This is a genomic window from Stenotrophomonas acidaminiphila (genome assembly GCF_001431595.1).
Classification (GTDB): Bacteria; Pseudomonadota; Gammaproteobacteria; order Xanthomonadales; family Xanthomonadaceae; genus Stenotrophomonas; species Stenotrophomonas acidaminiphila.
Genome location: NZ_LDJO01000051.1, coordinates 1 through 24,429, shown reverse-complemented (window position 1 = coordinate 24,429; position 24,429 = coordinate 1). Strand labels below are relative to the sequence as shown.

The 24,429-nt window shown below is 70.7% G+C and carries 17 protein-coding genes and 2 pseudogenes; 10 read left to right on the top strand and 9 right to left on the bottom strand.

From position 1 onward, the window contains the following. Positions 1-88: 88 nt before the first annotated feature. From ABB33_RS14120 to tmk, 4 genes are all read right to left on the bottom strand, one after another. Complete coding sequence (locus tag ABB33_RS14120; protein ID WP_056932526.1) at positions 89-2,008, bottom strand: M61 family metallopeptidase; 1,920 nt, start codon at positions 2,006-2,008, stop codon at positions 89-91. Between the two features lie 98 nt (positions 2,009-2,106). Beyond that, positions 2,107-3,270 (bottom strand): OmpA family protein, encoded by a 1,164-nt coding sequence (locus ABB33_RS14115; protein WP_056932525.1) that lies wholly within the window; start codon positions 3,268-3,270, stop codon positions 2,107-2,109. A gap of 131 nt (positions 3,271-3,401) precedes the next feature. Next, a complete protein-coding gene (gene rlmF, locus ABB33_RS14110) occupies positions 3,402-4,379 on the bottom strand; it encodes a 23S rRNA (adenine(1618)-N(6))-methyltransferase RlmF (protein WP_056932524.1) in 978 nt (325 codons plus the stop codon). 15 nt (positions 4,380-4,394) lie between these two features. Beyond that, positions 4,395-5,072, bottom strand: a complete 678-nt coding sequence (gene tmk, locus ABB33_RS14105; protein ID WP_152985099.1) for a dTMP kinase — start codon at positions 5,070-5,072, stop codon at positions 4,395-4,397. 145 nt (positions 5,073-5,217) lie between these two features. Here tmk and ABB33_RS14100 point away from each other — a divergent pair, with 145 nt between their 5' ends. Both ABB33_RS14100 and ABB33_RS14095 read left to right on the top strand, forming a co-directional pair. Next, positions 5,218-5,670 carry a nuclear transport factor 2 family protein gene (locus ABB33_RS14100; RefSeq protein ID WP_054668548.1) on the top strand — a complete coding sequence of 151 codons (453 nt, stop codon included), beginning with the start codon at positions 5,218-5,220 and terminating at the stop codon, positions 5,668-5,670. 55 nt (positions 5,671-5,725) lie between these two features. Continuing rightward, positions 5,726-6,922 carry a DUF3667 domain-containing protein gene (locus ABB33_RS14095; protein WP_054662118.1) on the top strand — a complete coding sequence of 399 codons (1,197 nt, stop codon included), beginning with the start codon at positions 5,726-5,728 and terminating at the stop codon, positions 6,920-6,922. Positions 6,923-6,938: 16 nt separating this feature from the next. Here the strand turns inward: ABB33_RS14095 and ABB33_RS14090 are convergent, their stop codons facing one another. Beyond that, complete coding sequence (locus ABB33_RS14090) at positions 6,939-7,964, bottom strand: AI-2E family transporter (protein ID WP_082393784.1); 1,026 nt, start codon at positions 7,962-7,964, stop codon at positions 6,939-6,941. Positions 7,965-8,024: 60 nt separating this feature from the next. After that, complete coding sequence (locus ABB33_RS14085) at positions 8,025-8,477, bottom strand: hypothetical protein (RefSeq protein ID WP_056932523.1); 453 nt, start codon at positions 8,475-8,477, stop codon at positions 8,025-8,027. 192 nt (positions 8,478-8,669) lie between these two features. Here ABB33_RS14085 and ABB33_RS14080 point away from each other — a divergent pair, with 192 nt between their 5' ends. Then, on the top strand, positions 8,670-11,162 hold the full coding sequence (locus tag ABB33_RS14080) for a DEAD/DEAH box helicase (RefSeq protein ID WP_056932522.1): 2,493 nt from the start codon (positions 8,670-8,672) through the stop codon (positions 11,160-11,162). Then, positions 11,048-12,283 (top strand): annotated as a pseudogene (locus ABB33_RS14075) (ribonuclease H-like domain-containing protein); the annotation flags it as partial. The gene ABB33_RS14080 and the pseudogene ABB33_RS14075, both read left to right, overlap by 115 nt. Positions 12,284-12,356: 73 nt before the next feature. Here the strand turns inward: ABB33_RS14075 and ABB33_RS14070 are convergent. The 3 genes from ABB33_RS14070 to ABB33_RS14060 all read right to left on the bottom strand — a co-directional run bounded on the left by ABB33_RS14070 (position 12,357) and on the right by ABB33_RS14060 (position 15,797). Continuing rightward, the gene (locus ABB33_RS14070; RefSeq protein ID WP_056932521.1) at positions 12,357-14,177 is read right to left on the bottom strand and encodes a M56 family metallopeptidase; all 1,821 of its coding nucleotides are present in this window, start codon (positions 14,175-14,177) and stop codon (positions 12,357-12,359) included. Between the two features lie 2 nt (positions 14,178-14,179). Beyond that, the gene (locus tag ABB33_RS14065) at positions 14,180-14,566 is read right to left on the bottom strand and encodes a BlaI/MecI/CopY family transcriptional regulator (protein WP_056932520.1); all 387 of its coding nucleotides are present in this window, start codon (positions 14,564-14,566) and stop codon (positions 14,180-14,182) included. 115 nt (positions 14,567-14,681) lie between these two features. Then, on the bottom strand, positions 14,682-15,797 hold the full coding sequence (locus tag ABB33_RS14060) for a saccharopine dehydrogenase family protein (RefSeq protein WP_056932519.1): 1,116 nt from the start codon (positions 15,795-15,797) through the stop codon (positions 14,682-14,684). A 129-nt stretch (positions 15,798-15,926) separates the two neighbouring features. Here ABB33_RS14060 and ABB33_RS14055 point away from each other — a divergent pair, with 129 nt between their 5' ends. From ABB33_RS14055 to ABB33_RS14030, 6 genes and pseudogenes are all read left to right on the top strand, one after another. Next, a complete protein-coding gene (locus tag ABB33_RS14055; protein WP_056932562.1) occupies positions 15,927-16,247 on the top strand; it encodes a hypothetical protein in 321 nt (106 codons plus the stop codon). Between the two features lie 115 nt (positions 16,248-16,362). After that, positions 16,363-16,746, top strand: coding sequence for an I78 family peptidase inhibitor (locus tag ABB33_RS14050; protein ID WP_054662095.1), 384 nt, complete (start codon positions 16,363-16,365; stop codon positions 16,744-16,746). Between the two features lie 225 nt (positions 16,747-16,971). Further along, a complete protein-coding gene (gene gltB, locus ABB33_RS14045; RefSeq protein ID WP_056932518.1) occupies positions 16,972-21,426 on the top strand; it encodes a glutamate synthase large subunit in 4,455 nt (1,484 codons plus the stop codon). Between the two features lie 97 nt (positions 21,427-21,523). After that, on the top strand, positions 21,524-22,969 hold the full coding sequence (locus ABB33_RS14040; RefSeq protein WP_054662089.1) for an FAD-dependent oxidoreductase: 1,446 nt from the start codon (positions 21,524-21,526) through the stop codon (positions 22,967-22,969). A 175-nt stretch (positions 22,970-23,144) separates the two neighbouring features. Further along, positions 23,145-24,071: a methylglyoxal synthase gene (locus tag ABB33_RS14035; protein WP_056932517.1), complete on the top strand. Its 927-nt coding sequence runs from the start codon at positions 23,145-23,147 to the stop codon at positions 24,069-24,071. Positions 24,072-24,102: 31 nt separating this feature from the next. Then, a pseudogene (locus tag ABB33_RS14030) lies at positions 24,103-24,303 on the top strand (beta-ketoacyl-ACP synthase I); the annotation flags it as partial. Positions 24,304-24,429: the final 126 nt, after the last annotated feature.

Genomic DNA, 24,429 nt, shown 5'->3' with positions numbered 1-24,429 from the left:
CCAGCAGGCGCATTGCGCGCCCGCGACGGTCGGCGCTACCGGCGATCACCCGTTGCCGATGCAGGCGAGCGACCGCCGGCGGCGGCGGTCACTTCCTGGCGCTGAAGATCGGCGTCAGGTAGTCGGGGGTGCCTTCGATGCGCTGCAGCGACGGGTAACGCAGGCCGCCGCGGTAGTCGATGGCAAGCGTGCGGTACACGTCCATGTCCTTGACCAGCAGGCGGATCGGCTGCTTGCCGTCCTTCGCCGCACGCACCGCCTCTTCCAGCTCGTCGGCGCTGTACTGCAGGTCGTTGACCGCCAGCACCTGCATGCCGCTGCCGAGGCCGGCGTTGAAGGCCGGGCTGTCCCAGCGCACCTCACCGATGCGGCCATTGCCATCCAGCGACAGGCCCAGCGAGTAGATGAAGCTGGCGCCGCGGCCCTTCATCGTCGCCTTGTAGTAGGCGCTGGGCGTGTCGCCATAGACCAGCTTCCAGCCGGCCGCCTCGATGCCGCCGGTCAGGCCCACCCGGCGCTCGAGGCGGTCGCGCAGGAATTGCGCCCAGTCGCCGGTGGGCTGCACCTGTTCCAGGGTCGCGGTGACATCCTCGAAGGTGTACGTGTCGGGCCGTTCCCACTGGCCGTCGTTCTTTCCGAAGAACGCGCGGGCGAAATCGTCCAGGCTGCGCTTGCCGCTGCTCAGCCGGCGGATGCGCACGTCCGCTTCCAGCCACAGCATCTGCCCGCCCTGGTAGTAGTCCTCGCTCATCTGGTAGCCGCGGTAGGGCTTGGGTTTGCGTCGCGCGATCACCGGGTCGTTGGTGGTGTCGCCCAGCGAGCGCCACTCCAGCCCGGGGCGGTTGTCGGCATAGGTGGCCGCGACCAGCGCCAGCGCATCGCGCGAGGCATCCATCGGGCGGATCCCGGAGCGCGCGGTCAGCACGTTGCCCCAGTACTGGGTCTGGCCCTCGTAGACCCACAGCAGGCTGCCCTGCATCGGCACGTTGTAGTTCAGCGTGGCCAGGTCGGCCGGGCGCCGGTACTTGCCGTCCCACGAATGCGTGTACTCGTGGCCGAGCAGGTCGCTGCTGCCGACCTTGGCGTTCCAGCCGCTGAAATAGTCGCGGTCCTCGCTGTTCTCGCTGGAACGCTGGTGCTCCAGGCCGATGCCGCCGAGCTGGCTGGTCACCGCGAACAGGAAATCGTAGTGGTTGTAGTGCTCGGCCCCGAACAGCCGGCGCGCCTGGGTCACCAGCGCGCGGTGCTGCTCGATGTGCTCGGGCCTGGCCTCCAGGTCCTTGGCGCGGTCGGCGAACACGTTCAGGCGCACCGGGCGGGTGCCGGCCGGGGCCAGGTCGATGCGGCGGTGGTAACGGCCGGCGAACACCGGCGAATCGACCAGGATTTCCAGGTTGGTCGGTGCGTAATGCACGGTGTCGCCGTCGCGGCGCTCGACCTCCAGCGCGCTGGCCGCTTCCCAGCCCTGCGGGTAGCGGGCGCTGGCGCGGTAGCTGATGGCGTGCGCGGCGTGGCCGGCCGGGTACAGCACCATCGCGATCCACTGCAGGGTGAGCATGTTCGGGGTCATCACCGTGCGCCCCTGCGCGGCATCGGTGGGGCTGAGGAACTGGTAGTCCATGCGCAGCTCGGCCACGCCTTCGGGCACCTGCACGTTGAAGGTGAAGACGTCGAGCGGGTCGCGGGTCCATTCCAGGCGCTGGCCGTTGCCGGTGACGACCAGCCCGGCCAGCTTCTCGATCGCGCCACTGGCGGCATGGTTGCCCGGCAGCCACGCCGGATAGTGGAAACGCTGCAGCCCGGGCCGTACCGGCACGGTCTGGCGCACCTTGAACACCCGCTGGCCGAGGTCGGTGGCATCCACGTCCAGCAGGATCGTGCCCGGATACGCCGCCTCGCTGATGGCGACGCCGCGGGCGTCGGTGGTGGGCACGTCGGGGGCGGCATGCGCCAGGCCCATGGCGGCCAACAGTGCCAGTCCCAGCAGGGCGGGGCGGATCGGGTGCATCGGCGGGTCTCTCGTCGGTTCGGGTCGACGGATGATCGCCCGGGCATGCGCTCCGCCACACGGGCCGTTAGCCATGCCCCGGCCTGCGAGAACCCGGCTCAGGTACGCACGAAGATCTCGACCCTGCGGTTGAGCTGGCGGCCGCCGGGATTGTCCCTGCCATCGACCTCGTTGGGCGCCACCGGCTGCGTCTCGCCGTAGCCGCGCGCGCTGGCATCCTGCGCCACGCCACGCTGGCGCAGCGCCGCCACCACCGCCTGCGCGCGGCGTTCGGACAGATCCTGGTTGTAGGCGTCGCTGCCCTTGGCGTCGGTATGCCCGCGGACCTCGATGGCGCGGGCGGGAACCTTGGCCAGCGCGCCGGACAGCCCGTCCAGCACCTCGCCCGCATCGGCACGCACCTGCGCCTTGTCGAAGTCGAACAGCACCTTGTCGCTGAGAGTCACCACGAAGCCGCATGGCGCGCCCGAGGGCCGGAATCTGTCCAGCAGCGGGAAGCGCCCGGCCGGCGGCAGCGGCGGCAACGGCGCCATGCGCACCTCGCGCGCGACCGCACCCACGGTGCCGGTGCCGTCGCCGCGGTTCTCGGCGATGCCTTCGGGCCCGCCGATCCAGCGCCCGGAGCCATCGGCGCGCACCTCGATGCTGCCTTCCTCACCCACCCAGAGCCCCGAGCCATCACCGTGGTTCTCGATGTTGCCGAAGTCGCCCACCCAGGTGCCGCCGCCCTTGCCGTCCAGCGCGATATGGCCGAACTCGCCGACATAGGTACCGGAGCCATCGGCCTTCACCTCGAAGGTACCGGCGCTGTTGACGATGCTGCCGCTGCCGTCCGGATTGACCCGCACCACGTCCTCGCCGGTCACCGCCAGGCCGCTGCCGTCGGCGGCCACGTCGAACACGCCCTCACTGGCGACGCGCTGCAGGTTGCCGGCGGCGTCGACGTTGGTGAAGCCGCTCTCGTTGACCAGGGCACCGTTGGTGGAGCAGTTCGCCGGGCGCACGCTGATCCCGGCCAGCGGGTCGATCAGGGCCTGCATCGACGATTCCAGCTGCCGCTGCGCCGGGCCGCTGCCGACGATGCTGGGCACCATGATCTGTGGGATCGCCGGGAACTCGAAACCGGCATCGGCCGCCGCCGCATCCTGCTCCTCCGTGGCCGCGGCGCCCGCCTCCGCTTGCGCGGCGGGCGGCGGTGATGGCGGGCTGCATGCCGACAGCAGCACGCTCAGGCAGGCCAGCGACAGGGGGACGATGCGCATGCAGCAGCTCCTGGGAGGGGGAGCCGTACTTTCGACGAAGCCGCGTTCAGGCATCGTGACCGGACCAATGGCGCATTCGGCCGCAGCCTATGATGCGGGAGCAATCCATGACCGGCCCGCACACATCGTTCCTACCCCGCCAGCCACCGCGTCCTGTGCGCGGCAGGGTGGAAGGTCCAGGCGACGAAACGGCTCTGCTTGCTGCCCTGCGCCATCGCCACTTCACGCACGTCGAGCGCGCCGGAGCGGGCCAGCTGCCGATGGATGTCGGCCAGGTGCTCGCGCTTGGCGACCAGCGCGCTGAACCACAGCACCTGCGCCTGCACGTCCACGCTTTCGCGGATCATCCGCCGCAGGAACGAGGCCTCGCCACCGGTACACCACAGTTCGTTGGCCTGGCCGCCGAAGTTCAACAGCGGCGGCTTGCCGCGCGGCGCGCTCTTGTCGCCGCCAAGGTTGCGCAGCTTGCGCTGGCTGCCCTGCGCGGCCTCCCTGGCCGAGGCGTGGAACGGCGGGTTGCACAGGGTCAGGTGGAAGCGGTCCTGTGCCTGCACCACGCCGGCGAACAGGCTGCCGCGCGCGTGCTGCAGGCGCAGTTCGATCAGCCCCTCGAGGCCGTTGCCGCGCACATTGGCGGCGGCCGACTGCAGGGCGGCGCCGTCGATGTCGCTGGCGACGAACGACCAGCCGTACTCGGCCTGCCCGAGCAGCGGGTAGATGCAGTTGGCGCCCACGCCGATATCGAGCACGCGCACCCCGGGGCCGCGCGGGATCGCGCCACCGGCATCGGCGGCAAGCAGGTCGGCCAGGCCGTGCAGGTAATCCACCCGGCCTGGCACTGGCGGGCACAGGTAGCCGGCGGGGATGTCCCAGCGGGCGATGCCGTAATCGCTGGCCAGCAGCGCGCGGTTGAGTTCGCGCACCGCCAGCGGATCGCTGAAATCGATGCTCTGCCCGCCATCCGGGGCGCGCCGCAGGTGCGTGCGCAGCGCCGGGTTGGCCGCCACCAGCCGGGCCATGTCATAGCGGCCCTGGTGGCGGTTGCGCGGATGCAGGCGCGCGGCCACCGGCGCGGGGCGCCGCGTTGCCGGGTGCGGAGGCGTCGGCATGGCGGTGGCGGGCGGTCAGCGGCCGGTGGCCGGCACGGCGTCCTGCCCGTGGAAGCGTCGCAGCGGCCCGCCCTGCCCATCCGCGCGCCGGGCCAGCGCGGTGGCGATGGCCGCACGCGCGTCACCCATCACCTCGGCCTCGCTGCGGCTGGCGTCGATCACCTGCTTCCCGGGGAGGTCCAGCTGCTGGAAGATCGCCCGGCAGCGCTCCAGGTTCTGCGCCGTCTCGAAATGGTTGGGCACGTCGCCGCGGGCGCGGATGCGCGCCAGCCCGGTGGCCGGCGGCAGGTCCAGCAACAGCAGCAGGTGCGGCCGCGGCGCGAAGGCGTTGAGCTGCAGCAGTTCGTCCACCGGCAGCCCGGCGGCGCCCTGGTAGGCCACCATCGACGGGAAATAGCGGTCGAGGATGACCACCGCACCGCGCGCCAGCGCCGGCACCACCAGTTCCTCGACGTGCTGGCGGCGGTCGCGCAGCAGCAGCTCCACCTCTTCCTGCGGACTCAGCCGGCCGGTCGCCGCCGAGGCCCGCAGCTGCGTGCCCCACGGCCCGTTGGTCGGCTCCTTGCTCAGCACCACCTCGGCGCCGGCCTGCTCCAGCGCATCGGCCAGCCCCCGCGCCAGCGTGGACTTGCCGGCACCGTCGATGCCCTCGATGGCGATCAACAGGCCGCCGGGAATGTGCTCTTTCGTCATCGCGCTACTGTAGCCCAAGCGGTCCGGCGGACCCACCCTTGGGGTGCCGCCGCGGCCGGGTGGCCGGCCGCGGGCCAGTGACCATCGGCCCATGGCGCGCGCGGTGGCGGCCGGCACACTGCCGCGACCTGGGAAGGAGCCGGCCATGCCGTCAGCCGCGATGCGCTTTTTGCTACTGGGAATGCTGTGGGTCGCCGGCAGCGCCGGCGCGACGCCACCGGACGCGGCCACCCTGCAGGCCATCGAGGCCACCGCCTACGACTACATGGACGGACAGCTGGAGGGCGACCCGGCGCGGGTGGCGCGTGCGCTGCACCCGGACCTGGCCAAGCGCAACGTCGTGGCCAGGCCCGACGAGACCTTCGGGCTGGGCCGGATGAGCGCGGACGAACTGGTCCGCCTTACCCGCGAAGGCGCGTTGAAGACCCCGCGTGAACAGTGGCAGCGCACGGTGACCGTGCTGCAGGTGGACCAGGACATCGCCACGGTGCGGCTGGAGAGCCCGTGGTTCATCGACCACCTGCAGATGGGTCGCTTCGACGGCCGTTGGGTCATCGTCAACGCGCTCTGGCACCGCAAGCCGCGTCCGCGCAGCTGACCGCGCCGGCAATGCCCGCTATCGTGTCGCGTCCCGCCTACCGCCCGCGCTCCCGATGAACCCGACCCCAGACAACACCGCCGTTGCCGAGGTTCCCGCCGTCGTCGAGGCGGCGCACGGGCATGGTGCCTGCGACAACTGCCAGGCGGCGCTGCAGGGCCATTACTGCCACCACTGCGGGCAGTCGGCGCACAACCCGCTCAAGCACGTGGGCCATGCGATCGAGGAAGTGTTCGAGTCGTTCTGGCACCTGGACGGGCGCATCTTCCGCACCCTGCGCGACCTGCTGGTGCCGGGCCGGGTCGCGCTCAATTACCTCAAGGGCCAGCGCGTGGGCTACGTGCAGCCACTGCGGCTGTTCGTGATCCTCACCCTGTTCACCTTCTTCGTCGGCAAGCTGACCCTGCATGTCGACGACATGACCCTGAACGGCGGCGACAACGCACTGTTCGCCACCGCGCAGACCGCGCAGGAAGTGGAAGCGATACGCGCGGCGCAGCAGGCCGCGATCGAGCGCCAGTTGGCGGCGTCGCCCGCGGCCACGCCGGCATTCACGATGGCCATGGCCGCGCTGAACACTGCCGCCGCGCAGCGGACCGCCGAACTGGAAGGGCAGGCGCAGGGCACCACCGCCTCGGCGATGACACGTGCCGCGCAGGCTGCGGGCCAGGCCGCGGGGCGCCAGCACGGCACTTTCTTCGACTCCGACATCAACGGCAAGCCGTGGGATGCGCAGGCCAATCCGGTGGTGGTGCCGGGCATGCCGGCGTTCGCCAACCAGTGGCTCAACCGGCGCCTGGCCAACGGCCAGGCCAACGTGGAGCGCATGGGCGGCAAGACCGACCTGTACGTGCAGGCGTTCCTCACCGCGCTGCCCGGCGCGCTGTTCTTCCTGATGCCGGTGTTCGCGCTGGTGCTGCGCGTGGCCTATGCGGGCCGCCGCATCGGCTACCTGGAGCACCTGGTGGTGGCGCTGTACAGCCATGCGTGGCTGATGCTGGTGCTGCTGGCGACGTTCCTGACGCTCGGCGTCACCGGTGCCATCGGCAACACCGTCGTGAACGCCATCGGCGACTGCATCCTCGTGGCGCTGTGGCTGGCGGTCCCCGTCTACCTGCTGTGGATGCAGCAGCGCGTGTACGGCGGCCGCGGGTGGGCGACGCTGGCGCGCTACGTGTTCATCGGTGGCATCTACTTCTGGCTGGTGCTCGTGGGGGTGATGTACGCGGCGCTGGCCGGGGTGTCGTCCTGAGCGGCCGGGCGCGGCCTCACACCCAGCCCTGGTCCACCAGCTCGCGCTTGACGTAGGCGTAGAACACCGGCGCCGCGACCAGGCCGGACAGGCCGAACGCCGCCTCCATCACCAGCATCGCCAGCAGCAGTTCCCAGGCATGGGCGCGGATCTCGCCGCCGACGATGCGGGCGTTGAGGAAGTACTCCAGCTTGTGGATCACCACCAGGAACAGCAGCGCGGCCACGGCGACGTAGAACGAGACCGACAGCGCGACGATGGTGATCACGGTGTTGGAGATCACGTTGCCCACCACCGGCAGCAACCCGGCGAGGAAGGTGATCAGCACCAGGGTCTTGGCCAGCGGCAGGTGCACGTCCAGCAGCGGCAGCACGCCCAGCAGGAAGATCGCCGTGAACAGGGTGTTGAGCAGCGAGATCTTGACCTGGGCGAACACCACCTGGCGGAACGCGGTGGCCAGGTGGCTGGTACGGCCGACCAGTTCCCGCGCCAGCGGTCCCATGCGTGGCAGCGGCAGTTCGTCGTACAGCGCGATCATCGCGCCGAGCACCATGCCGATCAGCATCCGTACGCCGATCTGCACCGCCGAGGTGCCGGCGACACCCAGCTGGCGGCGGTGCTCGGCGACCCATTCGTTCACCCCGGTGCGCAGCGCCTGCATGTCCTCGGGGATATACGGCTGCAGCAGCGCCGGCACCTGGTGCCGCGAGGTGTTGAGGATCTCCATCAGCTGCGCCAGCAGCGCGTCCGGGCCGCCGGTCTCGTTGCGGAAGAAGGACGCCACGGCGATGATCGCCAGGCTCAGCAGGCCGACCACCGCCACCGAAAGCACCCCTACCGCGATCGCCCGCGCCCGGCCCGGCGGCAGCCGGCCTTCGACGGTCGACGCCAGCACGTGGCTGAGGTGGAACACCAGCAGGCCGGACAGCAGGGTCACCACCAGGCCCAGCTCCAGCGCCGCCCACATGCCCAGCAGCATCAATACCCAGGCGGCGATGCGCGCCGGCGGCGGCGCGGATTTCGGGAGGAGGGGTTCGTTCACTGCGGCAGGCCCGGCGGGGAAGCGCCATGGTAGGCGATCAGGCGGGCGCGACAGCCACGGTCAGTCGCCGGGCGGGACCTGGCAGCCTTCCTGCTGCGCGCAGAAGCGCAACGCGCGGCGGCGCTGGTCCTCGCTCAGCTCCGGCGGTGGGCGGGCGATGGCCGACTGGATCTGGTCGCGGCCGCCGGTCAGCTTGTGCAGGCCCTTGGCGGCGGCCATCAGGCCGTAGCTGATGCCCATCAGCACGTAGCCGCCGCTGCGGCTGACCTGCTCGGGCGTAGGCGGCTCGCTCCATGAACGGCTGAAGCGGTTGGGCTCGACCTTCACCGGGTTGCGGAAGCCGTACAGGTCCAGCGGCGTGTCGTCCTCGGGCTTGAGCGCGCGCACTTCCTCCAGCGTCCTCACCGCATCCGTGGACGCCGCCGCGGAGTCGGCCGCGGGGTCGGCCGCAGGTACCGGATCCACGGCCGGTGGCGACGCCTGCTGCGCCTGCGCCGCGCCCACCAGCACCATCCCCGCCAACACCATTGCATACCATCGAGGCCTTGCCACCGTTCCTGTCCCTGCCGGTTGCCGAAGGGCGCAGCATACGGTTGCCACCTTCAGATTGCGTTCGCGGGCGCGGGCGGCGTTCAGCTTGCATGGGTCTCACAGGCTGAGACGGCGCTGTGCTTCCATGCCGGTCTTTCGATCGGCACTACCGGCATGGCGTTCTCCCTCGCTCCCCGCACCGAAGCCAGCGAACGGGCGCTGGCGACCACCGACGGCCTGCCCTCGCGCGACGGTGCGCTGCTCGGCCAGCGGCTGGCACGGCGCTATGGCGACCGGGTCACCGGCAGCTTCACCATCCCCGGCCGCGAGGGCAGCCATGCGCCTATCCCCGACGACGTGCCCGCGCCGCTGAAGGCCGCGCTCGAGGCGCGCGGCATCGAGCAGCTGTACTCGCACCAGGCCCAGGCCTGGGCCGCCACCCAGCGCGGCGAGCACGTGGCCATCGTCACGCCCACCGCTTCGGGCAAGTCGCTGTGCTACACCCTGCCGGTGGTGAGCGCGGCCATGCAGGGCAACGCCAAGGCGCTGTACCTGTTCCCGACCAAGGCGCTGGCGCAGGACCAGGTGGCCGAACTGCTGGAACTCAACCGCGCCGGCGACCTGGGCGTGAAGGCCTTCACCTTCGACGGCGATACGCCCGGCGACGCGCGCCAGGCGATCCGCCTGCACGGCGACATCGTGGTCAGCAACCCGGACATGCTGCACCAGGCGATCCTGCCGCACCACACCAAGTGGGCGCAGTTCTTCGAGAACCTGCGCTACGTGGTGATCGATGAGATCCATACCTACCGCGGCGTGTTCGGCAGCCACGTCACCAACGTGATCCGCCGGCTCAAGCGCATCTGCGCGTTCTACGGCGTGCGCCCGCAGTTCATCCTGTGCTCGGCCACCATCGGCAACCCGCATGCGCATGCCGAAGCGCTGGTGGAAGAACAGGTGCATGCGATCACCGAGAGCGGCGCACCCAGCGGCCCCAAGCACGTGCTGCTGTGGAACCCGCCGGTGATCAACCCGGACCTGGGCCTGCGCGCCTCGGCGCGCTCGCAGGCCAACCGCATCGCCCGCATCGCCATCAAGAGCGGGCTGAAGACGCTGGTGTTCGCGCAGACCCGGCTGATGGTGGAAGTGCTGACCAAGTACCTGAAGGACATCTTCGACAACGACCCGCGCAAGCCGGCCCGGATCCGCGCCTACCGCGGCGGCTACCTGCCCACCGAACGCCGCGAGGTGGAGCGCGCCATGCGCGCCGGCGACATCGACGGCATCGTCAGCACCTCGGCGCTGGAGCTGGGCGTGGACATCGGCGCGCTCGACGTGGTGGTGCTCAACGGCTACCCCGGCAGCGTGGCGGCGACGTGGCAGCGCTTCGGCCGCGCCGGTCGCCGCCAGCAGGCCGCGCTCGGGGTGATGGTGGCCAGCAGCCAGCCGCTGGACCAGTACGTGGTGCGGCACCCGGATTTCTTCGCCAACGCCACCCCCGAGCACGCGCGCATCGCCCCGGACCAGCCGCTGATCCTGTTCGACCACATCCGTTGCGCGGCGTTCGAGTTGCCGTTCCTGAGCGGGGAGCCGTTCGGGCCGATCGACCCGCTGGTGTTCCTGCAGGCGCTGGCCGAGACCGGGGTGGTGCACCAGGAAGGCGACCGCTGGGAATGGATCGCCGACAGCTACCCGGCCAACGCGGTGAGCCTGCGCGCGGTGGCCGATGGCAACTTCGTGGTGGTGGACCGCAGCGACGGGAAGCAGCAGATCATCGCCGAGGTGGACTATTCAGCCGCCGCGCTCACCCTGTACGAAGGCGCCATCCACATGGTGCAGAGCACGCCCTACCAGGTCGAGCGGCTGGACTGGGACGGGCGCAAGGCCTACGTCACCCGCACCCACGTGGACTACTACACCGACAGCATCGACTTCACCAAGCTCAAGGTGCTGGACCGCTTCGACGGCAATGCCGCCGGACGCGGCGATTCGCACCACGGCGAGGTGCACGTGGTGCGGCGCGTGGCCGGCTACAAGAAGATCCGCTACTACACGCACGAGAACATCGGTTACGGCCCGGTCAACCTGCCCGACCAGGAGCTGCACACCACCGCGGTGTGGTGGCAGCTGCCGCAGGCCACGCTGTTGCGCAGCTTCGCGCAGAAGCAGGATGCGCTCGACGGCTTCCTCGGCGCGGCGTACGCGCTGCACATCGTCGCCACCGTGGCGGTGATGGCCGACGCGCGCGACCTGCAGAAGGCGGTGGGCAACGGCGATGGCGCGTGGTTCGCGGTGGCCGACCAGAGCGGCCGCGGCCAGCTGCGCGGCAACGAGGGCGGCGAAGGCGCGGTGGAACTGATGCAGAGTTTCGTGCCGACCGTGTACCTGTACGACAACTTCCCCGGTGGCGTGGGCCTGAGCGAGCCGCTGTGGCAGCGCCAGGGCGAACTGGTGCAGCGCGCGCTCGAACTGGTGGAACGCTGCGACTGCAGCGCCGGCTGCCCGGCGTGCGTCGGCCCGGTGCTGGCCGCACAGGAAGAAGCCCGGGGCGGGACGCCGCGCGCGCTGGCGTTGAAGGTGCTGTCGCTGCTGTCGGCCGAACGCTGCGAACAGGTGCCGGCGGTCACGGCCGATGCGGTGGACGAGGCGCTCGACCTGCTGCCATGAGCATCAGCCTGGACAAGCTGAAGGCGCTGCGCAGGCAGGCCGGGCATGCCGATGGCGCCGTTGCCGGCCCCACGGCTGCGACGACGCCCGATGGCGCCGCGTCCCCGGCCGCGGAGCCGGCCCGGCCAGCGGCCCCGGCAATGCCCGCGCCTGCGGCTGCAGCGGGCGCTTCACCAGCACCGGAAGCGCCATCGGCGTCGCCGCGGGTGCCGCCGTCACCCAGTCACGACGATGCGCCGCGGCCGGCACCGCCGCCACGCGGGGACTCGGTGTTCGGCTGGGTCGAGCAGATCCGGCACAAGCCCGCGGCCGTGCCACCGCGCACGCCGGACGGCGATGGCCTGCGCCGCCTGCTGGTCACGCGCGGGCGCGCGGTGGCCGCGGCGCCGCGCCTGCCGCGCAACGGCCCGGTCGATCGCGGGCTTCCGGGCACCGAGATCGCGCCCGGCCTGCATCTGATCGAGGCCTTCCTGCCGCAGCCGATTCCCGCGCAGCCACTGTCGCTGGCTTTCAGCAGACGCCCGGACGACAGCGTGCGGCCGCAGGACCTGCTGTTCTTCGACACCGAGACCACCGGCCTGGCCGGTGGCACCGGCACCCGCGCCTTCATGATCGGCGCCGCCGACTGGCATCGCGATGCGGCGCGCGGCGAAGGGCTGCGCGTGCGCCAGCTGCTGATGTCCACGATGGGCGCCGAAAGCGCGATGCTGGACGCGTTCTCCGCATGGCTGGCGCCGACCACGGTGCTGTCCAGCTACAACGGCCGCTGCTACGACGCGCCGCTGCTGAAGACGCGCTACCGGCTGGCGCGGCGCGGCGACCCGCTTTCCGCGCTGGATCACGTCGACCTGCTGTTCCCGACCCGGCGCCGTTACCGCGGCACCTGGGAGAATTGCCGGCTGGCCACCATCGAACGCCAGTTGCTGCGCATCCAGCGCGAGGACGACCTGCCCGGCTCCGAAGCACCGGGCGCCTGGCTGGACTACCTGCGCGGCGGCAGCGCGCGCAACCTGCGCCGCGTCGGCGAGCACAACCACCAGGACGTGGTGACCCTGGCGCAGTTGTTCCTGCGCCTGGTGCAGGCCGAGGCCGACGAGCGGCTGGCACCACCGGCGCCGTAAGCGCAGGCCCCGGTCCGCGGGCGTCTCGGCAACGCCACGCCCGCGAGGCCGGCCTGCGGCTGGCGAAGTCCGCTCAACCGCGGACCGGCTGCGCCAGGCCCTCGCGGATGGCCTGCTGGATCAGGCGTTCGGCCTCGCGCTGGGCACGGACGCTGGCGTCGGCCTGCTGGCGGCCCAGCTCGGCCTGCTGCCTGCCCAGTTCCGCCTGCCGGCGTGCCAGCTCCCGCATTTCCTCGCGCATCGCCGGCGTGTCCATCTGCGCGCGCAGCTTTTCCGCCTCGCGACGTGCGGATTCGGCCTGCTCGCGGGTCAGCGCGCCCCCCTTGGCGTGCGCGGCCAGTGCCAGTTCGGCCTGGCGGGCGGCCAGTTCGCCGATACGGGTACCGATTTCACCCATGCGCTCGCCGATCTCGCCCTGGCGTTCGCCCAGCTTGCCCTGCCGCTCACCGAGGCGGCCCTGCTGTTCGCCCAGCCGCGTGGTCTCGGCGAACGCCTGCTCGAACCGCGACAGCACGCCGGCATCGCGCACCACATAGGCGCGGCCGTCGCGACGCAGCAGCAGCACGCCCTTGCCGTCGTCCAGCCGGCGCGCCTGCTCCAGATCGGCGACCGAGCCATTCATCACGTTGTGGTCGTCTTTCAACAGCACGTAGCCGTTGCTGCTCGGGCTCTGCGAAAGGTGGATCACGCCATGGGTCGAAACTGGCGGCGCCGGAGGTGCCGGCGGGGCCTTGGGTGCAGCCGGTGCGGCCGGCGGCGGCGGAGCGGGCAGCACCGGCGCGGTGCCCTTGGCCCTGATCACGGTGTGCACCACCGAGTGGTCAGCCTTCGGCACGGCGGGCGGCGTCGGCACGGCGGGTACCGCGGGCACCGGCGGTGGCGCGGGCGGCGCCGGCGGGCCCGGCATGGCCACCAGGCGCATCGGCAGCACGCCGACCAGGGCCACCGCGGCGACGATCAGGCCCGCACCCAGGCGCGGGAAGGAAGAGGTGTTCTGCAGCATGAGCAGTCTCCGCTTGAGGCTCAGGTAGGTGGGCGAGGCGCTGGCGAGACCGGCGCCGGGCCGGGGGCTGACGCCCAGCTGCAGCAGCAGGCGTCCGTAGTGCTGGCGGCAATGGCGGTTGCCGGCGACCACCGCGGCATCGACCGCGGCTTCGCGGGCAATGGCGTACTCGCGGGCCGCCAGGTGCACCAGCGGGTGGAAGAAGAACAGGTGCTGGGCCAGGGCCGGCACCAGGCCCAGCCACAGGTCGTGGCGCTGCAGGTGCACCAGTTCGTGGGTCAGCGCCATGTCCAGGTCATCGTCGCCCATGCGCGGCAGGCCACGCGCCGGCAGCAGCAGTACCGGCCGCCAGGGGCCGACCAGCTGCGGCGAGTCGATGGCCGCGCTGAGCATCAGCCGCGGCGCGCGGCGCAGGCCATGCGCTTCGGCGGCCAGCTGCAGCGCTGCATCCAGGCGCCGGTCGTCGCAGGCCCGTGCCGTGCGCAGCAGCGCGCGGCTGCTGCGCCAGGCCGACGCGGTGCGCAGCGCCATCACCAGTACCCCGGCCAGCCACAGCGCCATCGCCACGTGCAGCCACGACCAGCCGCTTTCCAGCGGCAGTGGCTGCATCACGATCAATGGTGCGACGGTGGCCTGCGGCTGCGCGGCAGCGGCCTGTTGCACCACGTCGACGGTGGTGTCCATCACCGGCAGTACCGGCAGCCGCAGCGGCGCGCTCCAGACCAGGCCGACCACCGCCTGCAGCGCCACCAGCCACCACAGACCGCACTGGGTGGCCGCCGGCAGTCGCCGCACGAAGCGGCACAACGCCCAGACCAGCGCGGTGAGCACGACGGTCTGCACGCTGGTGGCGAGCAGGCGGTTGCCCAGCAGTTCGAACAGACTGTCCATGATCAATCCTCCCGGCGCTGCGATTGCAGCCTGCTGACCAGCGCTTCGAGTTCGGCCAGTTCGTTGTCGCTGACCTCGGCCTTTTCCGACATCCACGCCACGAACGGCGAGATCGACCCCTGCAGGGTCTTTTCGACAAAGCTGCCGACCGCGCTGCTCACCACCTCCTGCTGCTGCGCGGTGGACTGGTAGCGGTATACGCCCTGGTGCTGGGCGCGCTGCAGGTAGCCCTTGCTGCGCAGGCGCTCCATCATGGTCAGCACGGTGGAGCGGGCCAGGCCGCGCGCCTCGCCGAAGCCGGCGGCCACTTCGCCGACACTGGCCGGCTCGTTCTCCCCGATGTACTGCAGCAGGGCCAGCTCCTGGTCCCCGATGGTCTTGCGGCGCATGGTCGACTCCGTGACTACATTTGTCGCCACGGTAGCCATGACTACAAATGTAGTCAATAGCCCGATGGGCATACCGCCCTTTGTCGGGCTGAATGCTTCAGGTTGCGGTGCCGGCTCAGGACACCTGGCTGTCGATCTGCCAGCGCGCGAATTCGGCCTCGAATTCCGGCAGGTCCAACAGGCCCAGGCACGCATGCGCGCCGACCGGCAGCGGTTCGCCACGCGCCAGGCGCCGCGCCAGCAGCACCGCGGCGAAAGTAGGGATCTCCGGCCCGTGCAGCATCGGCGCGGTCAGGTCCCAGTGCACCCGGTGGGCGACCCCTTCGCGCTGGCCACGCAGGGTCACGCGCATGCCGCCCAGGTCGGTACCGAAACGATCGAAGCAACGCCCGGCGCGGGCGAACACACCCGCCAGCGCCGCCATCGGCAGTGGCAGGCCGCGGCGGCGCAGCCAGGCCAGGGCGGCCAGGCAGCGCGACAGCAGCGGCAGTTCCAGCGCGGCACGGAAACGCACCGTGGACACGCCCGGGTGGCGCTGCACCAGCAGGTCGTGGTCGGGCACGTCGCAGGGCGAGGCCAGCCGCGGCGCGATGCGCGCGAACGTGACCGGCTGCGGGTCGGCCCAGCCGACGACGGCCTGCCAGCGCCCGTCGATCCAGCAGCGGAACGGCTGCCCGCAGTACGACAGCACCGCACGCACCGTGGCCATGCCCAGTGGCGTGGCCTGCGCCGGCGCGATCACGATGTCGATGGACTGCAGTACGTCGAAGCGGTCGCGCAGCGCATCGACCACCGCGCCGGACAAGGCCGGCAGGGTGCTGGCGCCACTGATCGCGCTGCGTCCGTGCCGGCGCGCCATGGCATCGAGCTGCGCGGGGAAATCACGCACGAAATCGCGGCCGTCGGCCAGGTCGATGTAATGCATGCCCGCCTCCAGGCACGCACGCGCGACGCCGTAGTCCTGCCCCTGGAACGGGCCGGCGGTATGGATGACCAGATCGGCACCGGTGGCGCGCAGGTCGGCGGCGAATGTCGCGGCGGCCGTATCCAGCCGCCGGCATTGCACCGGCGCCATTTCCACGCCGGGCAGGTTCGCCGCCGCGCGCTGCGGGTGGCGCCCGGCGGCGATGACGCTGATGCCCGGGGTCGCCGCCAGCGCACAAACGATGCGTGCGCCGAAATGCCCGTACCCGCCCAGCACCACGACCCGGCAGCCTTCCTGTTGCGACATCGATCCACTCCGCGCACGGTGATGCACGCATTATCGGCGGGCGGCGGTGCGGCCGTCGCGGCCGGCTTTCATCGCCTGCACACGGCGGTGGCGGCAGGCTCGTCCCATCGCCTCGACGTGGAGTCCGCCATGTACCGCAGCCTGATCCTCGCCGGCGCCGTCGTGCTGGCCGCCACCGCCTGCAGCAGCGCGCCGGTCGCCGGCATCCAGCCCATCGACGGGGTCGTCTCCGGCCAATGCCACACCGACATGGTGCTCGGCGCGGCCGGGCTGGCCGCCTCGCCGGCCACGGTGGAACGCGCGCGCGTGGACAGCGACAGCCTGCACGTGCAGACAGTCCGCGACGGCACGCGACAACCGGCCACGCCGGCCAGCGCCACGTCCGGCGGCGACCGCCTCACCATCCACGTCGGCCGCAACAACGCGATCACCGCGCTGCGCTGCGGCTGAAAGCGATGCCGGCGAATGCACCGGGGATGACGCGCTGCGACGGTACACGCCCGGACCCAGGCGATATGCTTTGGTGTCTTTCACCAGCACTGGAGTTCCGATGCGAATCCCGACGATGCCGCGCGCCGTACGCCGCCCCACCGCCCTGATCGCTGCCCTTTCGCTCGTGCTCGCACTGGGTGCCTGCACGGGCCCGGCCCCGGAAGAACAGGAGCAGGCGCTGGACCAGGCCAAGCAGGCCGCCGATGCCGCCGCCACGCCGGATCCGGGCGTCGCCACCACCCCGCCGCCGGTGGGCACCTGCGACGCCAGCCAGGTCGAAGGCCTGGTCGGCCAGGCGTACACCGAGGCATTGGCCGAACAGGCACGGCAGGACGCCGGTGCGGCCAAGGTGCGCATGCTCAAGCCCAACCAACCCGTCACCATGGAGTTCCTGGGCGAGCGCCTGAACATCGAAGTGGACGACAAGAACCTCGTCAGCGGCGTGCGCTGCGGCTGATCCAAATTCGCCAGAAGCCTTGCCGCGCAAGGCTTTGGTTGCTGCCGCAACCATGCGTTGCGGCACCGCAACATCTGTGATCTAGTCGAGCACATCCGGTGGCCTCGACGCTGCACTCCAGTGACAGGCATGCCGTGCACGGGCCGGAACCACGGCCATGCATGGCCTGCCGCGGTGGAGAAGGGAGAGGTGTCGCCGCTCACCCGACATCGCCACGAGGCACAGATGACCCTCCGCAACCGCCAGGGGCTCTACGACCCGCAGGACGAACGCGACGCCTGCGGTTTCGGCATGGTCGCGCAACTGGACGACCAGCCCTCCCGGCTGCTGGTGGACACCGCGATCGCCGCGCTCTCGCGCATGACCCACCGCGGCGGCGTCGCCGCCGACGGCCTCACCGGCGACGGCTGCGGCCTGCTGCTGCGCAAGCCCACCGCGTTCCTGCGGCGGCTGGCGGAGGAAGCGGGCATCGCGCCCGGGCCCAACTTCGCCGCCGGCGTGGTGTTCCTGCCCCATGACGCGCAGGCCGCGCAGCGTTGCCGCGACGAACTCGACGCACGCCTGCGCGAAGCAGGCTGCGCGCCGCGCGGCTGGCGCGTGGTGCCCATTGACGCGGGCGTCTGCGGCGAGCTGGCGCGCGCCACGCTGCCGCGCATCGAGCAGGTGTTCGTCGACGCCGGTCCCGCGCAGAGCGCCGAACAGTTCGCGCTGGCGCTGTTCCTGGCGCGCCGCCGCAGCGAGCAGGCGCTGCGCGATGTGGCCGACTACTACGTCACCACGCTCAGCGCCGAGGCCATCAGCTACAAGGGCATGGTGCTGCCGGACAAGCTGAGCACGTTCTACCCGGACCTGCAGCGCCACGAGCTGGCTTCCAGCGTGGTGGTGTTCCACCAGCGCTTTTCCACCAACACCCTGCCGCGCTGGCCGCTGGCGCACCCGTTCCGGATGCTCGCCCACAACGGCGAGATCAACACCATCGAAGGCAACCGCCACTGGGCGCAGGCGCGCAGCAGGGTATGGAAGACGCCGAAGTTCGACATCGCCGAGTTCGACCCGGTGATCTCGATGCACGGCTCGGATTCGCAGAGCATGGACAACATGCTCGAGCTGATGGTGGCCGGCGGCATGGAGCTGATCCAGGCGCTGCGCATCCTGGTACCGCCGGCGACGCAGTCGCTGGAATTCAAGGATGCCGACCTGGCCGCGTTCTACGAGTTCTACGGCCTCAACAGCGAGCCGTGGGACGGCCCGGCCGGCATCGTCGCCTGCGACGGCCGCTATGCTGCCTGCACGCTGGACCGCAACGGCCTGCGCCCGGCGCGCTGGATGCTGACCTCGGACCGCCATTTCCTGGTCGCCTCCGAGGCCGGCGTCTGGGAAGTGCCGACCGAACGCGTGGTGCAGAAGGGCAAGCTCGGGCCGGGGCAGATGATGGCCATCGACCTCAAGCGCGGCGACCTGCTCGACTCCGACGCCATCGACCGCATCAACCGCGCGCGCGCGCCGTACAAGCAATGGCTGCACCAGGGCGTGACCTACCTGCAGACCGAGCTGATCGACCCCTCGCTGGCCGAGGAACCTTTCGACGAGGCCACGCTGCTCAGCTACCACAAGCTGTTCCAGCTCACCTCCGAGGAGGTCGAGCAGGTACTGCGGCCGCTGGCCGAGACCGGCCAGGAAGCCACCGGCTCGATGGGCGACGACACCCCCATCGCCGTGCTCAGCCGCCACACCCGGCCGCTGTACGACTATTTCCGGCAGGCGTTCGCGCAGGTCACCAACCCGCCGATCGATCCATTGCGCGAAGACTGCGCGATGTCCCTGACCACCCAGCTCGGCAGGGAGACCAACATCTTCCACGCCGGCCCGGAGACGGTGAATCACGTCATCCTCAATTCGCCGGTGCTCAGCCAGCGCAAGCTGCGCCAGCTGCTGAAGATGGAGCAGTACGTCGAGCGCAACCGCCTCATCGACCTGTCCTACGACATAGAGGAAGGGCTGGCCGCCGGCATCGAGCGCATCTGCGCGCAATGCGAGCAGGCCGCGCGCGAGGGCGCGGTGATGCTGCTGCTGTCCGACCGCTACCCGGTTCCCGAGCGCCCGATGGTGCATGCGCTGCTGGCCACCAGCGCGGTGCACCACCACCTGTCGAAGCGCGGCCTGCGCTGCGACGTCAACCTGATCATCGAGACCGGCACCGCGCGCGACGCGCACCACATGGCCTGCCTGCTCGGCTTCGGCGCCACCGCGGTGTACCCGTACCTGGCGTACCAGACGCTGTTCGACATGGGCCGGCGCGGCATCCTGCTGCTGAAGAAGGGCGGCGAGGTCTCGCAGATCGGCCGCAGTTACCGCAAGGGCATCTACAAGGGCCTGAGCAAGATCATTTCCAAGATGGGCATCTGCACCGTGGCCAGTTACCGCGGCGCGCAGTTGTTCGAGATCGTCGGCCTGGACCCGGACGTGGTGCGGCTGTGCTTCCCCGATGCCACCGCGCGCATCGGCGGCGTCGGCCTGGCGCGCCTGGATGCCGAGGCCCGCGAGCTCGCCGCCCGCGCATGGAACCCGCTGGCGCCCACCGAAATCGGTGGCCTGCTCAAGTACGTGCACGACGGCGAGTACCACATGTACAACCCGGACGTGGTTCTGACCCTGCAGCGCGCCGCGCGCACCGGCAAGGCCGAGGACTGGCGCCGGTACACCGATGCGGTGCATGCGCGGCCGCCGTCGGCGCTGCGCGACCTGCTGCGGCTCAAGCCGGCGGCCACGCCGGTGCCGCTGGCCGAAGTGGAGCCGGCAGAGGCGCTGTTCAGGCGCTTCGACACCGCCGCCATCTCGCTCGGCGCGCTGTCGCCGGAAGCGCATGAAGCACTGGCCATCGCCATGAACCGCCTCGGCGGGCGCTCCAACTCCGGCGAAGGCGGCGAAGACCCGGTGCGTTACGGCACCGAGAAGCGCTCCAAGATCAAGCAGGTCGCATCCGGCCGCTTCGGCGTCACCGCCGAGTACCTGGTCAATGCCGAGGTGCTGCAGATCAAGGTCGCGCAGGGCGCCAAGCCCGGCGAGGGCGGCCAGCTGCCCGGCCACAAGGTCAACGAGCTGATCGCGCGGCTGCGCTACGCCAAACCGGGCATCGGCCTGATCTCGCCGCCGCCGCACCACGACATCTATTCGATCGAGGACCTGGCGCAGCTCATCTACGACCTCAAGCAGGTCAACCCCGAAGCGCTGGTATCGGTGAAGCTGGTATCGCATGCCGGGGTCGGCACCATCGCCGCCGGCGTGGTCAAGGCCGGCGCCGACCTGATCACCGTATCCGGCCATGACGGCGGCACCGGCGCCTCGCCGATCAGCTCGATCCGCTACGCCGGCGTGCCGTGGGAGCTGGGCGTTGCCGAATCGCACCAGGCGCTGGTCGGCAACGACCTGCGCGGTCGTACCCTGCTGCAGACCGACGGTGGCCTGAAGACCGGGCTGGACGTGGTCAAGGCCGCGCTGCTGGGCGCGGACAGCTTCGGCTTCGGCACCGGCCCGATGATCGTGCTGGGCTGCAAGTACCTGCGCATCTGCCACCTCAACAACTGCGCCACCGGCGTGGCCACCCAGGACGAGCGCCTGCGCGAAGGCCATTTCACCGGCATGCCGGAACGGGTGGAGAACTTCTTCCGGCTGCTGGCCGAGGAAGTGCGGCAGTGGCTGTCGTACCTGGGCGCGCGCTCGCTGGACGAGATCGTCGGCCGCACCGATCTGCTCGAGCAGCTGGACGTGGCGCCACGCGAAGGGGTCAAGGTCGACCTGTCGCGGCTGCTGGCGCCGGCCCGTTACGAAGGCTCGCACTGCGCGGCGCAGCGCCTGTACCAGTCGCCGGACAGCCTGGCCACCCAGCTGGACGGACTGCTGGCCGGGGCCATCGCGCACAAGCGCGGCGGCGAACACCGCTTCCTGATCCACAACACCGACCGTTCGGTGGGCACCCGCCTGGCCGGCGCCATCGCCCGCGCGCACGGCAACCATGGCATGGACGATGCGCCTCTGAACCTGCGTTTCCGCGGCACCGCCGGGCAGAGCTTCGGCGCGTTCAACGTCGGCGGCCTGAACCTGGAGGTGGAGGGCGAGGCCAACGACTACGTCGGCAAGGGCATGGCCGGCGGCCGGCTGGTGGTGCGCCCGCCGCGTGGTGCGCGCTTCGAGGCGCGCAACACCGCCATCGTCGGCAACACCTGCCTGTATGGCGCCACTGGTGGCGAACTGTTCGCCGCAGGGCGGGCCGGCGAACGCTTCGGCGTGCGCAATTCCGGCGCGCTGGCGGTGATCGAGGGTGCCGGCGACCACTGCTGCGAATACATGACCGACGGCATCGTCGTCGTGCTCGGCAAGGTCGGCCTCAACTTCGGTGCCGGGTTCACCGGCGGACTGGCCTACGTGCTCGACGTGGACCGCGATTTCGTGGACCGCTACAACCACGAGCTGATCGACATCCACCGCATCTCCGCCGAGGGCTTCGAGAACTACCGCCAGCACCTGCACGCCCTGATCGGCCGCCACCGCGAGCTGACCGGCAGCATCTGGGCGCAGCAGATCCTGGACGAGTTCCGCGACTACGTCGGCAAGTTCTGGCTGGTCAAACCCAAGGCCGCGAGCATCGAATCGCTGGCGGCCGCGCTACGCAACGCCGCATGACGCCAGGAGTTCCCTTCCCGCACGCGGAAGGGGATGGAGACGGGAAGGCCCCGGCCGCATTCCCGCTCCGCCCCCTCCCCCTCTCCACGAGTCGCCCATGAGCCGCAAGCAAGCCTTCCAGTTCCTCGACATTCCCCGCACCATGCCGCGGCGCATTCCGGTGGAACTGCGCACGTCCGGCGACTGGGGCGAGCTCTACGGCAGGTTCGACAAGGCCGATGCGCAGTACCAGGCCGGCCGTTGCCTGGACTGCGGCAACCCGTACTGCAGCTGGAAGTGCCCGGTGCACAACGCCATCCCGCAGTGGCTGCAACTGGTGCAGGAAGACCGCATCCACGAGGCCGCGACGCTGTGCCATTCGACCAACCCGCTGCCGGAAGTCTGCGGCCGCGTGTGTCCGCAGGACCGCTTGTGCGAGGGCAGCTGCACGCTGGAGGAGTTCGGCGCGGTGACCATCGGCGCGGTCGAGAAGTACATCGTCGACACCGCGCTGGCCAGCGGCTGGAAGCCGGACCTGCAGGCGGTGCAGCCCACCGGCAGGCGCGTGGCCATCGTCGGTGCCGGCCCGGCCGGGCTGGCCTGCGCCGATCGGCTGGCGCGCGCCGGCATCCAGGCGGTGGTGTTCGACCGCTACGAACAGATCGGCGGCCTGCTGCAGTTCGGCATTCCCAGCTTCAAGCTGGAGAAGAGCGTGATCGGGCGCCGTCGCGAAGTCCTCGAAGGCATGGGCGTGCAGTTCCGGCTGGGGGTAGAGATCGGCCGCGACACCACCATCGAGCAGCTGCAGGCCGACTACGACGCCGTGTTCCTCGGCACCGGCGCCTACCGCTACACCGATGGCGGGCTGGTCGGCCAGGACCTGAAGAACGTGCTGCCGGCGCTGCCGTTCCTGGTACAGAACGGGCGCATCGTCGGGGGCGGCCATCCGCAGGGCCGGCCGATCGCCGGCTGGGAGGACCAGATCGCGCTGCCGGACCTCAACGGCAAGCGGGTGGTGGTGCTCGGCGGTGGTGACACCGGCATGGACTGCGTGCGCAGCGCGATCCGCCTGGGCGCGGCGCGGGTGACCTGCGCCTATCGCCGCGACGAGGCCAGCATGCCCGGCTCCGCGCGCGAGGTGGCCAACGCCCGCGAAGAGGGCGTGCGCTTCCTGTTCAACCGCCAGCCGCTGGCCATCGAAGCCGGCGCCGACGACGAGGTGATCGGCGTGACCGTGGTGGAGACCCGCCTGGGCGAACCGGATGCGAACGGCCGCCGCAACGCGGAGCCGGTCGAGGGCAGCGAGTCGCTGCTGGAAGCCGACGTGGTGATCATCGCCTTCGGCTTTTCGGCCACCCTGCCCGACTGGCTCGCGGCGCAGGGCGTGGAAGCGACCGGCACGGGACGCATCGTCACCGGCGGCGCCGGCCGACTGCCCTACCAGACCCACAACCCGCGCTTGTTCGCCGGTGGCGACGCCGTACGCGGTGCCGACCTGGTGGTGACGGCGGTTGCCGAAGGCCGCGACGCCGCGGCCAGCATCATCACCCTGCTGCTGCACTGAGCCAAGCCTCCCGCCGGCGCGCACGGCCAGCACGGCCAGCACGGCCAGCAACCGGGAGCGTCGGCCGCGGGCAGGATGGCGTGTCCATCCGCCCGCCTGGCCGTTCGCGGTACCGGTGGAATCGCGTACACCGCCAGCGCTTAAACTCGTCGTTCCCCCCTCCAGCGAGATCCCCATGCGCATCGGCCTGGCTGCCAACCGCCTGCATCACGAGCGCGCCGACGCCGCGCTGTTCCGCTGGTTGCGCGCAAGCGCCATCGGCCTGCGCGAGCTTGGCGTCGAGCTGCATGCCGTCGGCCGTACCCACGACGCGATCGTCGCCGCCCTGCCGGCTGGCAGCCTGCCCGGGCTGACCCGCTACCCGAATGGCCGCGAAGGCGGATTGATGAAACTGGTCGCCGAAGTCGTCGGCATGGGTACGCCCGAACGCACCCTGGATGGGGCGATCTACCTGATCGACCCGGTGGACCCGTCCTCGGTATTCCCCGAGGCCATCGCCCTCAAGCGCCAGTGCGTGATCCACGGCAAGCCGTTCATCTCCACCGTCGCCAGTGCCCGCGACTGGGTCGAGATGGAACGCATCCACGCGGGCTTTCCCGCCGACCCCGGCGCCGACGATCTCCACGACTTCGGCCGCCAGACCCTGGCGCTGATCGCCCACGACGCGCGCAAGCCGCAGATGCTGGCGTTCGTCGCCGAGCATTTCGACGTGCTGTCGCAATTCCGCGAGCGGATCGGCACCGGCACCACGGGGCAACAGCTGAACGCTTTGGCCTGGAGCCGCGGCTGGCCGCGTGACCAGGCCTGGATCCAGCGTTTCCAGAGCGGTCCGCTGGGAGGCGACGCACAGATCGCCGACCGGGTGCTGGAAGGCCACTGCCAGCGGGCGATATTTTTCGAGGACCCGCACGTGGCGCGCCAGCACGAAGCGGACATCCAGCTGTTGGAGCGTGCGGTAACCACCGTGACCGATACCGCGGTCTGCATCACCGCCCCCAACATCGCCGCCCGCTGGGCCCTGGCCGCCCGACAACGCAATGCCGCCCCCGTGCGGACGCCCGGTCATGGCCCAGCGACCGGTACGCCATCGCAGGGGGCCTGAACCGGGTAGCTGCCGCTATCTGGTACAAGGCAGCGTGCACGAGGCGATCTTCTGCCTTCTGATGATGCGAGACGGCTTCATGGCCGGCTCTGCGAACATCGAGACGCTGGATCCGCGCGCCGAGGGCTTCCCGATACTCCGCCAGACGCAGGAAGCACGTCTTGAGACGGTGATGTCCAACAGCTTTGGTTTTGGGGGTACGAACGCGACGCTGGTGTTTGGCCGGGTGTAAGGGCGGGACATCGAGGAGGTTCAAGCAACGGCGCCAACAGGCGCCGTTCTGGTTTATGCGACATCCGGGTTTTGGATGCGGAAAAAAAGCAAACCCCCGCTGCATAGGCAGCGGGGGTTTGGGGAT

Excerpts from the sequence above, each read along its gene's own strand:
- ABB33_RS14070 (WP_056932521.1), bottom strand. The coding sequence starts at position 14,177 with ATGGACAGTCTGTTCGAACTGCTGGGCAACCGCCTGCTCGCCACCAGC.
- ABB33_RS14120 (WP_056932526.1), bottom strand. The coding sequence starts at position 2,008 with ATGCACCCGATCCGCCCCGCCCTGCTGGGACTGGCACTGTTGGCCGCC.
- ABB33_RS14065 (WP_056932520.1), bottom strand. The coding sequence starts at position 14,566 with ATGCGCCGCAAGACCATCGGGGACCAGGAGCTGGCCCTGCTGCAGTAC.
- ABB33_RS14060 (WP_056932519.1), bottom strand. The coding sequence starts at position 15,797 with ATGTCGCAACAGGAAGGCTGCCGGGTCGTGGTGCTGGGCGGGTACGGG.
- ABB33_RS14050 (WP_054662095.1), top strand. The coding sequence starts at position 16,363 with ATGCCGCGCGCCGTACGCCGCCCCACCGCCCTGATCGCTGCCCTTTCG.
- gltB (WP_056932518.1), top strand. The coding sequence starts at position 16,972 with ATGACCCTCCGCAACCGCCAGGGGCTCTACGACCCGCAGGACGAACGC.
- ABB33_RS14115 (WP_056932525.1), bottom strand. The coding sequence starts at position 3,270 with ATGCGCATCGTCCCCCTGTCGCTGGCCTGCCTGAGCGTGCTGCTGTCG.
- tmk (WP_152985099.1), bottom strand. The coding sequence starts at position 5,072 with ATGACGAAAGAGCACATTCCCGGCGGCCTGTTGATCGCCATCGAGGGC.
- ABB33_RS14055 (WP_056932562.1), top strand. The coding sequence starts at position 15,927 with ATGTACCGCAGCCTGATCCTCGCCGGCGCCGTCGTGCTGGCCGCCACC.
- ABB33_RS14100 (WP_054668548.1), top strand. The coding sequence starts at position 5,218 with ATGCCGTCAGCCGCGATGCGCTTTTTGCTACTGGGAATGCTGTGGGTC.
- ABB33_RS14095 (WP_054662118.1), top strand. The coding sequence starts at position 5,726 with ATGAACCCGACCCCAGACAACACCGCCGTTGCCGAGGTTCCCGCCGTC.
- ABB33_RS14040 (WP_054662089.1), top strand. The coding sequence starts at position 21,524 with ATGAGCCGCAAGCAAGCCTTCCAGTTCCTCGACATTCCCCGCACCATG.
- ABB33_RS14085 (WP_056932523.1), bottom strand. The coding sequence starts at position 8,477 with ATGGTGCTGGTGGGCGCGGCGCAGGCGCAGCAGGCGTCGCCACCGGCC.
- rlmF (WP_056932524.1), bottom strand. The coding sequence starts at position 4,379 with ATGCCGACGCCTCCGCACCCGGCAACGCGGCGCCCCGCGCCGGTGGCC.
- ABB33_RS14080 (WP_056932522.1), top strand. The coding sequence starts at position 8,670 with ATGGCGTTCTCCCTCGCTCCCCGCACCGAAGCCAGCGAACGGGCGCTG.
- ABB33_RS14035 (WP_056932517.1), top strand. The coding sequence starts at position 23,145 with ATGCGCATCGGCCTGGCTGCCAACCGCCTGCATCACGAGCGCGCCGAC.